The sequence below is a fragment of the Coleofasciculus sp. C1-SOL-03 genome, from assembly GCF_040220555.1.
Taxonomy (GTDB): Bacteria; Cyanobacteriota; Cyanobacteriia; order Cyanobacteriales; family Coleofasciculaceae; genus Coleofasciculus.
The window spans coordinates 16,959-31,551 of record NZ_JAVJUO010000179.1; the positions used below are offsets into that span (position 1 = coordinate 16,959).

The 14,593-nt window shown below is 46.9% G+C and carries 9 protein-coding genes and 1 pseudogene; 5 read left to right on the forward strand and 5 right to left on the reverse strand.

What is annotated here, in order from left to right; all coding sequences use genetic code 11:
• Positions 1-602 precede the first annotated feature (602 nt).
• Together cobA and RIE73_RS28310 are read left to right on the forward strand one after the other, a co-directional pair.
• Complete coding sequence (gene cobA, locus RIE73_RS28305; RefSeq protein ID WP_446404353.1) at positions 603-2,132, forward strand: uroporphyrinogen-III C-methyltransferase; 1,530 nt, start codon at positions 603-605, stop codon at positions 2,130-2,132.
• Positions 2,133-2,332: 200 nt separating this feature from the next.
• The gene (locus tag RIE73_RS28310; protein WP_446404345.1) at positions 2,333-3,394 is read left to right on the forward strand and encodes a hypothetical protein; all 1,062 of its coding nucleotides are present in this window, start codon (positions 2,333-2,335) and stop codon (positions 3,392-3,394) included.
• Between the two features lie 132 nt (positions 3,395-3,526).
• Here the strand turns inward: RIE73_RS28310 and RIE73_RS28315 are convergent, their stop codons facing one another.
• From RIE73_RS28315 to RIE73_RS28325, 3 genes are all read right to left on the reverse strand, one after another.
• Positions 3,527-4,114, reverse strand: a complete 588-nt coding sequence (locus tag RIE73_RS28315; protein WP_446404346.1) for a Uma2 family endonuclease — start codon at positions 4,112-4,114, stop codon at positions 3,527-3,529.
• Positions 4,115-4,355: 241 nt separating this feature from the next.
• Complete coding sequence (locus RIE73_RS28320) at positions 4,356-4,928, reverse strand: Uma2 family endonuclease (RefSeq protein WP_446404347.1); 573 nt, start codon at positions 4,926-4,928, stop codon at positions 4,356-4,358.
• A 449-nt stretch (positions 4,929-5,377) separates the two neighbouring features.
• Positions 5,378-7,375, reverse strand: coding sequence for a glycoside hydrolase family 10 protein (locus RIE73_RS28325; protein ID WP_446404348.1), 1,998 nt, complete (start codon positions 7,373-7,375; stop codon positions 5,378-5,380).
• A gap of 884 nt (positions 7,376-8,259) precedes the next feature.
• On the opposite strand from RIE73_RS28325, the gene RIE73_RS28330 reads away from it, so the two are divergent.
• The 3 genes and pseudogenes from RIE73_RS28330 to RIE73_RS28340 all read left to right on the forward strand — a co-directional run bounded on the left by RIE73_RS28330 (position 8,260) and on the right by RIE73_RS28340 (position 11,177).
• Positions 8,260-8,910 (forward strand): DUF4915 domain-containing protein, encoded by a 651-nt coding sequence (locus RIE73_RS28330; RefSeq protein WP_446404349.1) that lies wholly within the window; start codon positions 8,260-8,262, stop codon positions 8,908-8,910.
• A 438-nt stretch (positions 8,911-9,348) separates the two neighbouring features.
• Positions 9,349-9,483: pseudogene (locus tag RIE73_RS28335) on the forward strand (RNA-guided endonuclease TnpB family protein); the annotation flags it as partial.
• A 38-nt stretch (positions 9,484-9,521) separates the two neighbouring features.
• Positions 9,522-11,177, forward strand: coding sequence for a chemotaxis protein CheB (locus RIE73_RS28340; protein ID WP_446404350.1), 1,656 nt, complete (start codon positions 9,522-9,524; stop codon positions 11,175-11,177).
• 46 nt (positions 11,178-11,223) lie between these two features.
• Here the strand turns inward: RIE73_RS28340 and RIE73_RS28345 are convergent, their stop codons facing one another.
• Positions 11,224-11,460, reverse strand: a complete 237-nt coding sequence (locus RIE73_RS28345) for a hypothetical protein (protein ID WP_446404351.1) — start codon at positions 11,458-11,460, stop codon at positions 11,224-11,226.
• Positions 11,461-11,547: 87 nt separating this feature from the next.
• Entirely contained in the window at positions 11,548-13,869 is a 2,322-nt protein-coding gene (locus tag RIE73_RS28350; protein WP_446404352.1) for a heavy metal translocating P-type ATPase, read from the reverse strand.
• Positions 13,870-14,593: the final 724 nt, after the last annotated feature.

Here is a 14,593-nt window from a genome sequence, read left to right on the forward strand (position 1 = left end):
GCAGATTCCTTTACACCGAGTACTGCTACTTTGAAAGTCAAACGTTATGGTGTAGAGGCAGGTACAAGCCGCTCAGGAAAGCCTGAAACCGATAACTTATCAATAAAACCCGCCCTTAGTCACAAGTCCACAGGATGCCCTGAGCTTAGTCACAAGGGTCAAAAGAATTGTTGTACACTACGTATATTTTGATGGGTTCTCTATCCCTGTGTCTAGGTCTGTCCCCAATCTTTGTACAATCTTTACACTGGCTCACTCAGTCTAACATTTTAACTAAGCCGCTTCCGAGAGGAAGACCCTAATAAGTAGGTGGACACAATGAACGTGAACGGTGAAGGTCGTCATTCGTCCTACTCGCTCCCGAAAAGAAGCAAGCTACGTTTATGTAAGGGTTTGAGGCTTGTTTACAAAACTTAGTATGGTGCTGTTTTCTTTTGTCCGACTACTTATCAGTTTAAAATTGGAGAATGATTCACCCCAATCAAGAAACGCGCATCAACAATCAACAGGTGGCGGACAGCTTTCATCCTGATTCTTCGATAGGTAGGCGTTCTCGCCGCCCTTTGGGTAAGGTCTATCTCGTCGGTGCTGGACCCGGAAGCATGGCATACCTCACCCTAGGCGGGCAACAGATTCTCCGTCAAGCGGAGGTATTAGTCTATGACGCTTTAGTAGACGTCCAACTTTTACAATTAGTCCCCGCAAATTGCCGCCAGTTTGATGTGGGCAAGCGGGGGGGGCGTCCCTCAACTCCGCAAGGGGAGATTAATCAATTACTGGTCAACCAATGTCAACAAGCCAAGCAAGTTGTCCGTTTAAAAAGTGGTGATCCCTTTATCTTTGGTCGGGCTACATCTGAAATTCAAGCGTTAACCGATGCAGGTTGCGCCTTTGAGATTGTACCGGGGATTTCCTCTGCCTTGGCTGCACCGTTACTGGCAAATATTCCCCTGACGGATGCCGTGTTGAGTCGCTGTTTTGCCGTTCTGACAGCGCATCAACCCGAAGCTTTAGACTGGGAAGCCTTGGCGCGAATTGATACTCTGGCTATTTTAATGGGTGGGCGTCATTTAGGGACAATCGTTCAGCAGTTACAGCGTTATGGCAAATCCTATCAAACCCCTGTGGCGGTGATTCGGGCTTGTGGACAGACTCAGCAACAGGTTTGGGTGGGAACATTATCGAGTATTGTGAAGCAAACGGCGGGTGTCTCCCTGTCGCCGGTGGTGATTGTCGTAGGAGAAGTGGTAGGATTACGAGATTATCTGCGATCGCCACCCCAAATCCCTGTCGAGTTTACCCCAAAACACGAGACAATAGGCGAGGACATCAATAGACGTGGTTTGCCGCAGATGCTTCAGGGTCAAACAATCTTAGTTACTCGTTCGGCGCAACAGTCGAGTACATTTCGGGACTTGTTGGAGAAAGAAGGCGCAACGGTGATTGAAATGCCGGCTTTGGTGATTACACCGCCGTCGAGTTGGCACGCCTTAGATCAAGCCATTACTAATGTATCCGATTTTGATTGGTTAATTCTCACCTCAAGCAACGGCGTCAAATACTTTTTTGAACGATTGCTAGCGCTAGGAAAAGATAGCCGTGCGTTATCCGGCGTCAAAATTGCTGTTGTGGGCAAGAAAACGGCGGCTAGTTTAAAGGAACGGGGATTACATCCAGATTTTATTCCCCCAGATTTTGTGGCTGATTCTCTGATTGAACATTTTCCGGAATCCCTAGCCGAACAAACTATCCTGTTCCCGCGTGTGGAAACGGGCGGACGAGAGGTTTTAGTCAAAGACTTAACTGCCCAAGGTGCTACTATTGTGGAAGTGGCAGCCTATCAATCAATCTGTCCAACGGAAATAGACCCCCCAGCTATGGAAGCGTTGCAAAATCGTACCGTCGATATTATTACCTTTGCCAGTTCTAAAACCGTCAAAAATTTTAGGAAGCTTCTGGAAAGAAATCGCAACGCTCCCCTCTCACTTTTGCAAAATGTCTGTATTGCCTCCATTGGTCCTCAAACCTCTAAAACCTGCCAGCAGGTTTTGGGGCGAGTGGATGTCGAGGCTCAACACTATACTTTAGAAGGGTTAACCCAAGCCATAGTACAATGGGTGAATCAAACCTAAGTCGCATTTACAGAAACCGCAGCCGCACTAATCGCCATAATATAATCCGCCAGAGATTCAACTCCCCCAGCGAACCGCTTACAGGCGTCCAAAGACGATGGGATCAGAATTTCAGTGGGTTGTAACAGAACCAACGTGCCGCCATTGGCGACGGAATAGAGGTTCTAATGCTACCCTGAACGAAAAAGCCAGCAGCAGCCATGACAGAGCCAGAACTCGAACAAACGACAGCAAAACCTGAGCAACCTGAGACATCTGAAACACCCGAAACACCTGAAACGACGGACGAAACAACGGACGCTTCTGATCAGGACACCAGGGAATCAGACAATGAGGAAGAGGGAATTATCTTCCAAGCGATTGGAATCGTCGTCGGTGACGTTAGCTGGTCAGAGGAGGGACGGGCGACGCTGACTATGGCGGGTCGAGACTATCCCTTGTTCTATACCTCTCGATTACGTAAGGCTTTCGACGCTCTGAAACTGGAAATTAAGAACACGGGCGAAGCAACTCAACGATTAATCGTTTACCCCAGAGTCACCCACTTTCCCCAACGCACCAAGCCGCATCAGGTTTCCTTTCAGTTGGTCGGATTCTCGAAAGGAGAACCCGATGGCGTTGCGGCGCAATTGGACGATTTTGAGTTCCAGCTTCGGGGTTTGTGGCAATTCATTCCGGTCTGTCGAGGACCCGTTGTCTCGATTTTCCGGAATTTCAATCGCGAGCGCTTAGATTATATCAAGCAAGCCGAACCCGCGAAAAAGGTAAGGTTTATGAAGGCGTCTCACCTCCCGTTGATGTGGAAAGATTCTCCGGTTAAGCCGTTCCGATTCAATCCGAAAACCCCGAAAGAGGAGCAAGGACATCCGGCATTTATTCAAGTCAAGGCTAAATTTTTGCCCACTCGGAATCTTTTTGACTTCGAGGCTCTGTTAGCGCCACCCTTGGAGAAAGCCCCGAAGTTTTTGAAGGCGTCGAAGGCGGATAAGACAGCGGTACAGCAGGAGAAACGCCAGAGTAAGTCAAAGCAGAAGCCGACTAAGGTAAGGGAGAAACCAGACGATAATGAGCAGAAGCCAGAAGCCAAGGAGCAGAAGCCGACGATAAAACGGCAGAAGCCAGAGGTCAAAAAGCAGAAAGTGGAAGCCAAAGAGCAGAAGCCGACTACAGACGAGCAGAAGCCCGAAGCCAAAAAGCCGAAGCCGAGTAAAGTAAGGAAGAGAGTAAAAGCCAAGGAGCAGAAGCCAGAGGATAAACAATAAGGTTTAGGTCAACAATGGCTCTCATCCTTGTAGTGCGAGCATCTTGCTCGCTACATTTAGTCTCTAAGCAAGATCCCCGACTTCTTGGAGAAGTCGGGGATCTGTCTGTGTACCTCAGTTTAGCTCATCGGCTTAACCAAGTGCATCCTCTGGATATGCAGATAAACTCAAGTTAAATCCCGGTAATAGGGTTTCACCCGATAATTCTGTCGGTAGATTCCGTATTTCTACTGGCTGTCCCTGGCGATAAATTTCCACTTGCTGCTGTTGGGGATTAATTAACCATGCCAATTGCACGCCAGCATCCATATACTCTTGCATTTTGTCACGTAACGCTTGTAAATCGTCTGTGGCTGACCTTAATTCGATGACAAAATCCGGTGCAATCGGGGGAAATTTGCGCCGTTGTTCAGGGGGAAGCGCTTCCCAGCGTTCTCGGCGAATCCACGCGGCATCTGGAGAACGTTTCGCACCATTGGGTAACTTAAATATCGTGGAGGAACTGAAGGTATAACCCAGGTTAGTTTGTCTATTCCAGATGCCCAAATCGATAATTAATTCAGCTTCTCGATTCCCACTTTCTCCGCCAACAGGTGGCATGATAATTAATTCCCCCTGTGCCGTGGTTTCAAAGTTAAACTCGCGGTTATTTTGACATAATTGATAGAACTGTTCGTCGGTTAAGGGAATGGTGTCTAAATTTAAGGTTACAGTATTCATAATCTTTTCCCTAAGTAGGTGGACACAATTAAAGTTAGCGGTGGAGATTAGGGAACAGGGAACAGGGAACAGGGAACAGGGAACAGGGAACAGGGAACAGGGAACAGGGAACAGGGAACAGGGAACAGGGAACAGGGAACAGGGAACAGTAAGGGTTTGATGCTTGTTTACATAACTTAATCTAGTTAAGTTTATTTCCACCAACCTACTTAGCTTAAATCAGCTTGAAAATTCCCTAGCTTTATAAATAGGCATATAAAGTTAAGCTAAATCCCGGTAATAGGGTTTCCCCCGATAATTCTGTCGGTAGATTCCGTATTTCTACTGGCTGTCCCTGGCGATAAATTTCTACTTGTTGCTGTTGGGGATTAATTAACCATGCCAATTGCACGCCAGCATCTATATACTCTTGCATTTTGTCACGTAACGGTTGCAAATCGTCTGTAGCTGACCTTAATTCGATGACAAAATCCGGTGCAATTGGGGGAAATTTGCGTCGTTGTTCAGGGGGGAGCGCTTCCCAGCGTTCTCGACGAATCCAAGCTGCATCTGGGGAACGTTTCGCACCATTGGGTAACTTAAATATCGTGGAGGAACTGAAGGTATAACCTAGGCTAATTTGTCTGTTCCAGATGACCAAATCGGCAATCAGTTCAGATTCTCGATTCCCACTTTCTCCGCCAACGGGTGGCATAATAATTAATTCTCCCTGCGCCGTCGTTTCAAAGTTAAACTCGCGGTTATTTTGACATAATTGATAGAACTGTTCGTCGGTTAAGGGAATGGTGTCTAAATTTAAGGTTACAGTATTCATGATCTTTCCCCAAGATGATCAGTCTAGTAATAGCAGTTATAACATCTATACAAAGTCATAGCACCTCCGGCTTTCTTACCGCTAGGGATTCCAATTCCTGGCTGAACGCTTACGTCGAATGGCACAGACTTAAGCTGGTGGGCAATGCCCACCCTACTGGCTTGGCACAGCTAAAATGGTGGAATAGATTTTACCATTGAATCGGGCGCACGCCATGCGCCCCTACGGTTTCCGGGCGTAATTCTAATTCATCAAATAAGGTGTGCCACGCCACTACGATATATCACGAATAAACTCTAAGCAAGATCCCCGACTTCTTGAAGAAGTCGGGGATCTGTCTGTGTACCTCACTTACTACCAAAAGCGCTGTAAATTATGTATTCTCTGTTCCCTGTTCCCTGTTCCCTGTTCCCTTTGTCTATCCCCCTGATTTCCACATCTCAAAGAAACTATTTAATAGATGCTATAACTCCTAAACTTTCATTCGCCAGTCTGTCTACAGCACACACAGCATAGGTTCCCGGTGCTAATTCTGCCTCGGTTATCTCCTCTGGCAAAATTTTGTGTAGTTTCCAACTCTCACCTTGCTGCTGATACAGTGTCCAGGAACGAATCTTAGCATTAACGGCTGGACTCCAAATCAACTTATTCCCAATCACTCTCACCTGAACCGGAATTGCTGGCGGTGTATCACTCAACCACGACATGGTTGGCGATAATGCGGGTTGATTATAAACAGAGGATTGGAACTTTTCCACCACTCCCAAACGATTTTCATTAAAGACTTTCATATTATAAAAAATATTGCCCAAGGAGAGTTGGGGGGCAAGGTTGCGGGTAATATCAACTTGCCGTTCATATTCTAAAAAAGACCAATCTTGATCATCCAACATACTTAACCGATTACCGGGATAAATATGGCGCTGTTTGGGATTATTATCCGTCCACCATTGCAGAAGAACGGGATAACTTTGGGCTGGGGGATCAATGCGCCAATATAATTGTGGGGCAACATAATCAATCCATCCTGCTTCTAACCATTTTTTGGGGTCAGCATACAGGGATTCGTATTGATCTAATCCTTTAATTTGAGGCGGTTGTCCGGGACGATAAATGCCAAAGGGACTAATGCCAAATTTAACATGTTTCTTTGTCGCCTGTATCCCTTTATAAAGACGCTGCACCATTTGATTCACATTTTCCCGCCGCCAATCACCTAAGCGAAGAGTGCCACCTTCGGCTTGATAAGCCTTATAGGTTTTATCATCGGGGAAGTCTTGACCCGCGATGGGATAAGGGTAAAAATAATCATCGAGATGAATGCCATCGACATCATAACGCCGCACCACATCCATAATTACGTTATAGGTTAAATCTTGAACCACTTTGACACCAGGGTCCATCCACTGCTGATTGCCATATTTATACACGTATTCGGGATGAGTGACGCTAATGTGAGGGGCGACACTGACAGAACCTTGGGAAGAGGTTTTGGCGCGGTAGGGGTTAAACCAGGCGTGGAGTTCAATATTGCGCTGATGACAAGCCGCGATCGCAAACTCTAAGGGGTCATAATAAGGATCGGGAGCTTGACCTTGTATGCCAGTTAGCCATTCACTCCAGGGTTCTAACGGGGAGGCATAAAAGGCATCACCTGTAGGGCGAACTTGCAAGATTAACGCATTTAACTGAAGTTCAGCCATGCGGTCAATAATTTGTAACAATTCCCGTTGCTGTTGGGCGACAGATAATCCCCGTTGGGGGGGCCAATCGATGTTCCAGACAGTCGCCACCCACACCCCGCGAAACTCCCGTTGATGGCTCAGTTTCAGGGTTTTCTGACGCACGATAATATAGTCTGAACCAATGGCGTCGAGTTTCCCGGTATAGACTAACGCCTGGTAAATAAACGCCGCAACATCTGCACGAGTAGCGGCTTTGAGGGGGTTAAACCGCTTAACCTGGGGATAATTCACCACCATTCCCGTATTGGTTGCGATCGCAATCCGATCAATAGCATAGCTGGGAATGTCCCCAAAATCGTCATAGAGTTCCGGTAGGGCGGCTTTCACCTGTGCTAATCCACTGGTACTTATCTCCAATCCCGTTATCAGAGATACCAACACTTCCACTCTGGAAATACTCGCCTCTGGGCGAAACCGATTTCCCGGATACCCCGACATAAACCCCGTTTGATACGCCTTAGCAATCGCCCCAGTTGCCCAATGTTTGCTGGGAACATCCACAAATGGAACATTCGGGCGTTTACTCGGTTTAGAAAAAGCATTTTGCAACAACGCCGCAAACTGCGCCCGACTCATGGGATCATTAGGACGAAAACGCCCATCCGGAAAGCCACTAATCATACCCGCCTGGGCTAACCCTTCAATAAATGAACGCGCCCAGTGGTTTTGGATATCGGGGAAACGGGGAGTGGATACTGCCATTAAAATTCGTCACCTGGATAGAGAATGCTCAAAGTGTTTGATAGGTAAGATTTGATGCCTTATCTCGATTATCCGGGACATTGGTATCAACGTCAGCCTCTTGCCCGATTATTGGGGCAGCTTCTGTGATCTTGTACTATCCTCAGTCCAATGGCACTGAAATAAGCATTTGATGATCGCCAAAACCCTTGAGATAGCGTAGGGTGGGCATTGCCCACCAGCATACCAGTCAGTGACATTCCACCTAAGATGCCGTGAAACGTCAGAGTATAAAAAAGAGAACAAAAGCGAACTTTCATAAAAACTCAGGCAAATCCCCTTAAAAACATACTTGTGTCATCTTGTCAATATATAAAAATTCATCAGTTGACCGTTAATTAAGTTGCTATTTATTATTTACCCGGAATGCATCGATAACAGCCAATTATCTTTACCAAAACTTTATAAAAGCCACCAAATAACTTTACAAAACCTTCGCCTAACTCCCTTTTTGTTTTTGTTAAAGTTTATTCATCAACAAAGATTAATAAATTTTTCATGTTGACCGACAAGGCGAGAAGCAACCCCAAGACCTCATCTCACGCTAAAGAAATATTGGCGGATTACCCAAAACTGAACCCTGAGTAAAACCCTGCCTATTTCAGTTGGCACTATGCTCAGATAAAGCACTATAAAAGTTGGCGCATCATCTGGCTTTCCCTAGTTAGCCAAACAAATGCGGCGACGACCCATTTAACAAAATTCACATAACTTTATCGTCAATTCTCCTTAACTTGTTGGGCAAGACGGTTTGAGTTTGCCAGTTGTTATGAGGAAAATAACGCTCTGTTTATGCTGTCTATTTGTCCTAATTTAATTTCTAAATTAATAAAATTTTAAAAGAAATGATAGAAATCCCACACTCCCAGAAATCAGGACTAGGAATTACTGCATCACATCAATTAACCTCATGGCTGAGGGAACAGAATTTAAGTCTTGCCTGTACCACCTACCAAACCAATCGTCTGTTCTTTATCAGTGGTCAAGCTAATGGACGACTAAAAGTACATGAACGGCTATTTGATAAGCCGATGGGACTTTATGGGTTAGGAGAAAACCTATATATGACCAGCCGTTACCAACTTTGGCATTTCTCCAATCTGTTGAGGAATGGTGAACACTATCGACAGTGCGATCGCCTCTATGTCCCCCGCACTGCATACACCACTGGCGATGTCAATGCCCATGAAGTCGTCGTGGATGATTCACAAAACATTATTTTTGTCAATACAGATTTTAGTTGTCTGGCAACCCTCAGCCCCGACTATAGTTTTGTCCCCTTATGGCAACCGCCTTTTATTTCTCAGCTAGTCGCCCAAGATCGTTGTCACCTCAATAGTTTAGGTCAAGGAGACCAACTGGGTTTAACCAACGGTGTCACCTTTAACGATTTGTTCTTCCAAGGAAACGAGATTCGTTACAACGGTCAAACCTTAGCCATGTTGAATGGAATTAATACATCAACGCTGACTGAAGATGCTTTCATCTCTATCTAGCTAGAAATTAGATTCAGAAGTCGGGACGTTATCGGGACGTTAACAGAAGGGCGCACGTCTGTGCGCCCCTACTTTGTTGCGCTGTCTTCGCCGGTTCTAACTCAAGACTTGTTGGATTGATGTTTGCTCAATAAAAACCACCAGACTTCTGCACTAATTAAGGCTAACCCCCCTAATGTAACGCCGAATTTTAGCGGTAAAGATTACTCAATTTGGCAGAATTAGCTGGTCGGCTGGGACTGACTGATATTCTGACATTTCAGCAGTCGTTCACATTCATACCATGGGAAGACGTTGAGGAAAAGAATAGTTTGTTATCTTAGCAGGGGTTTGGGGAGTCGTAAGACCCACGCTGTAATCTGTGATTCAGCGCTCTCGAACACGACTCCCCAATGTTAATTTAGGTAGCTCAATGTTGCTTAAATTAACATTTACAGCATGGAAGACCTTGATTACCGCATTACCGCTAAAGGGTTTCTTAGGAAACAGTTGTTGGATGGCGGTTTTGGTCAATTCCGTACCATCACCCAGTACATCTGCTGGAAGCGAGGAAAGTTTTTTGGTGTTGTTGATCAAATAAATATTCCCCCACCTTCTAAAAGAAAAAATATATGCCAGGTCATGACATCATCGTTGTTGGAGCCTCCGCAGGCGGAGTAGAAGCGCTCAAGCAACTGGTTACTGCTTTGCCAGAAAACCTGCCAGCCGCGATTTTCATCGTCATTCATCTTTCACGCCACTATAAAAGCTTTCTGCCGGATATTTTGAACCAAAAAACTCCCTTGCCAGTGGTTCATCCTACAGAGCGTGAGGAGATTGTCCCAGGGCGCATCTACGTAGCCCCTCCGGACTACCATCTGCTAGTCAAACGCGGCTATGTCCGCCTAGTCTACGGTCCGAAGGAGAACGGCTCTCGTCCGGCGGTTGATCCTCTGTTTCGCACGGCAGCCAAAGCGTATGGACGCCGAGTCGTTGGTGTGGTGCTATCGGGTGCGCTCGACGATGGTACTGTAGGGCTTGTGGATGTGAAACGTTTTGGCGGTGTGGCGATTGTTCAAGATCCCAATGATGCCCTGTTTTCGGGAATGCCCAAGAGCGCGATTAAACACGTAGATGTTGACCATATTCTGCCCTTGTCGTCAATAGCCTCCGCTTTAGTTCGTCTAGCCCATGAATTGGTAACGGAAGAAGGAGCAACAACCATGTCTAATGAGAACGAGACAGAGATAGAACCTGATGTGGTGGAATTCAATGGGGCGGCTATGCGAGAGCGTGATCTGGGAATACCTGCAAGCTTGGCTTGTCCCGACTGCGGCGGTATGCTGTACTATCAGAACGACAAAGGTTTGCTCAAATACCGCTGTCGCGTGGGTCATGCTTGGTCAGCAGGTAGTTTGGTAGCGGGGCAATCTGAGACTCAGGAGCAGGCGCTGTGGATGGCAATCCGTTCTCTCGAGGAGCGTGGAGAGCTGATGAGTCAGATGGCAGCCAACGCCCGCGATAAAAACCGTTCCATTTCAGCCCAAAGTTTTGAAGCGAAAGCGCAGGAAGCCCGACAGCGTGCTGACATCATTCGCCAAGCACTTTTTCAAGCCCAATTGCCGACTACGCCGACATCTGCCGCCGCTACCCAGGAATCCAACCCAAACCAGGAGAACAAGCTAAGGACTTTCAAAATGGTGGTACTGGTAGCAAAAGCTGGTGGGCTGAGGGTTCTAAGCCATATCCTGGCTGCCTTACCAGGGGATTTTCCGGCAGCGCTCGTCGTGGTGCAGCACCTAGACTCTCAATCCTCTGCCAATTGGCTCAGTGACGTAGTGAACCGTTCCACGACTTTACCCCTCAAACTGCCTGAAGCCGGAGAGTCAATACAACCGGGGATAGCTTACATTGCCCCCCCAACTGAACACCTGCTAGTCAACCCGAATGGTACCTTCTCCTTCTCTCAGGCAGCATTTGTGGACTTTAATTGCCCCTCCGCCGACCTCCTGTTGCAGTCAGTAGCCGCTACGTTTAAAGAACGTGCGATCGCGGTGGTTCTTTCTGGCACGGGCAGCGATGGTGCTTTGGGCGTGCAGGCTATCCATAAGATGGGCGGTAAAACCATCGCCCAAGATGAAAACACTTGTGATTTTTTCGAGATGCCGTCTGCGGCAATTCAAACGGGGGCGGTAGATTGGGTTGTGCCGATGAGTGCGATCGCCTCTACTCTAATCAGCTTAGTGACAATAGGGAAAGGGGAACAGGGAACAGGGAACAGGCAATAGAGAGTTGTAGTTGCGCTTGTAGTTGCGCTGTCTTCGCCGTTCTAACTCAAGACTTGTTGGATTGAGGTTTGCTCAATAAAAACCACCAAAGTTCTGCACCAATCAACACAACTCCCCCTAACGTAACACCTACTTTCAGGAGTAACGGTTGCTCAATTTTGCTAAATTGACTCGTTTTATGGGACTGATCTTCTGACAATTTAGCCATAGCCGGATTAACAGCAACTCCGCCTAAAATACCTAAACTAACCAGATAGGCTAAAATTTTAGATTTAGTAACCATTAGTTTTCTTCCTCCTCAAGGTTAATAAAGGGCGACCCGATAAAATTGAATGGATCTGAGTTATTCATTGATTTCAGCGGGTCGCCCCTACAGGCGATCGCTGATAATTTGGGGCTGAAACTTCCGTAATCGTAACGCATTTGTGACCACAGAAATAGAACTCAACGCCATAGCGCCCCCGGCTATAATTGGATTGAGTAATACGCCAAATAACGGGTAAAGAATTCCTGCCGCAATCGGAATCCCTGCTGTATTGTAAACAAACGCAAAAAACAGATTTTGGCGAATATTTCCCATCGTCGCGTGGCTGAGTTGAATCGCCGTAACCACCCCGTTTAAATCCCCAGAAATCAACGTAATATCACTCGCTGCCATCGCCACATCCGTACCCGTACCAATCGCTATTCCCACATCCGCTTGGGCTAAGGCTGGGGCGTCGTTAATTCCATCACCTACCATGGCAACAATTCGATTTGATAATTCACGCCTTTCTAGGGCATGATTTGGAGTTTTCTTAATCGGTTCGGTTTGTAGGGAACGGATGACATCGGATTTCTGATCCGGGCGCACTTCGGCAAAGACATGCTGGATACCAACTTCTCGTGCGATCGCGTCTGCTGTTTGTTGATTATCCCCGGTTAACATCACCACTTGCAACCCCAGGCGTTGCAGTTTCTTTACCGCCTCAACAGAAGAAGGTTTTATGGCATCAGCAATACCCATTAATCCCTCCATCTTACCATCCACGGCAATCCAAGCCGTTGTTTTGGTCGCCGCTTCCCAGGTTTGTTTCTGAGATTGTAGGGATTCGGTATCAATTTCTAATGCATTCATCCAGCGTTGAGTGCCAATTTGGATCAGCTGATTCTCCACTTCGCCTTGCACCCCCATTCCGGCAACGGCTTCAAAGTTTTGTACGTCGGGTAAGGGGAATTCAACGCCTTGGGATTTGGCATAATCAACAATCGCTTCAGCTAACGGATGTTCTGAAAGCCGTTCCACGGCGGCGGCTAATCGCAGCAGTTTTATTTCATGCTGATCGGCGGTTCCTTTTACGGTAGCATAGTCAGTAACACTGGGTTTTCCTTGGGTAATCGTTCCGGTTTTATCCAGGACAATTGCCTGAAGTTTATGGGCGAGTTCTAAACTATCTCCCCCTTTAATTAAAATCCCATTTTCTGCGCCCAAGCCAGTCCCCACCATAATCGATGTCGGGGTAGCTAATCCTAAGGCACAGGGACAAGCAATAATTAAAACGCCAACCGTTGTAATCGTGGCAAGGGTAATATTTCCCATCACATTAAACCAGATCACAAAGGTCGCGATCGCCACGGCAATCACAACGGGTACAAACCAGCCCGTGACTTGATCCGCGAGTTTCTGAATCGGCGCTTTTGACCCTTGCGCCTCTTGCACTAATTGGACGATTTGCGCCAATACGGTATCTTTTCCCACTCGTGAGGCGCGGAATTTGAAACTCCCGGTTTTATTAATCGTAGCGCCAATCACTTCATCGCCAGCTTGTTTTTTTACCGGGATAGGTTCACCCGTTACCATGGATTCATCAATCGTTGAAGCGCCATCAACTACTTCTCCATCCACGGGAATCTTTTCCCCAGGGCGCACGACAATAACATCATCGACGATAACCTGTTCAATCGGAATATCAACCTCTTCACCTTTCCGAATTACCCGCGCTGTTTTCGCTTGTAATCCCATTAACTTACGAATCGCTTCTGAGGTTTGACCCTTTGCCCGATTTTCCAACAGTCGCCCTAATAAAATGAGGGTAATAATCACGGCGGCGGGTTCATAATAGATATCCGGTGACAAGCCTTGGGCGATTAAAAAGCCAGGGAAAAAGGTAACAAATAGAGAATATAAATAAGCAGAACCTGTCCCCAGCGCCACCAGCGTATTCATATCCGCACCATGGCGTTTAAAGGCTTTCCACGCGCCGACAAAGAAGGATTGACCACACCAAAATAGTACAGGTGTACTTAAAACCAGTTGCACCCAGGCATTATGCAGCCAGGAGGGAAAGTAGGGAATGTGCAACCCTGTCATGGCGGGAAGTGAACCAACGACGAGGAGGAGACTAATAACGCCGCCGACAATAACTTTACGTTTGAGATCCCGTTGATGGGCTTCCCGTGAAGCTTTTTCGGCGTCGGTGTCTTCACCCATTTGGGTGGTATCTAAGGGATGCGCCCCATATCCAGCATCGGCGACGGCTTTTTGGATGGTGTCCAAATTTGTCGCTTTGGGATTATAGGTTACAGAACCTTGTTCCATGGCGAAGTTAACATTACAGTCAGCAACGCCAGGAACACCTTGTATGGCTTGTTCAATCGTGGCGGCGCAAGAGGCGCAACCCATTCCTTGTAGTCGTAGATGGCTGGTTTCCATGGTTGACTCCTGGTAGTAGCAGTTTGTAGAGACGCGCCATGGGGCGTCTGGGGCTCTGGGTTCTCCTAGCTGAAAACTAGGATGGGTGAGGGGTGTGGCTGAAGTTGATACAGGGGAGCGATGGCACGTCTGAATGGTGTATATTTATAGGATAAAGTCTCCAGTCGAAGGGAGAGTCAAGGGAGATTGTGTAGGGGCGGGTTTTACAACTATCTTTTCGGTTGCACCTAGATGTGACTAAACCCGCCCCATACATAAATGACAGGGGTTTCCATTCGCCCCCTTACCAACCCCAATTTTCGATGAAATCCGAGAGAGGGTAGGTGTTTGTGGGGGCGAGTCTGATTTTTGGGCTGTATTCCCTGTCTCATCTGGGTTTGAGGGATTTTGCCTCAGCGTGAGGTTCTCGGAAACGCTGAAAGCATTACTGGGACTGGGTTTAAATGGGTTGGTTTCCGGATACCTCTTGTCGGCTGAAGCTGGAAATGATAGATTGAGTGAAGGTTCTCGGATCTGTACCTTGAAAACTAAATACAGTCAGGGTTTCCAATATCGGCGGTTTAAACTCCCCTGAATCCCTATCAGGGATTGGGGCGACTCGTTCACCTATAACTATTAGATTTTTGCTCTAAAGATACTAATAGGAAAAGGTGGCAAGGTGCAGCCCTAGATTAACTAAAATTGCACCTTGACAACTAAGTAATCTATGTGGGTTAAATTCCTA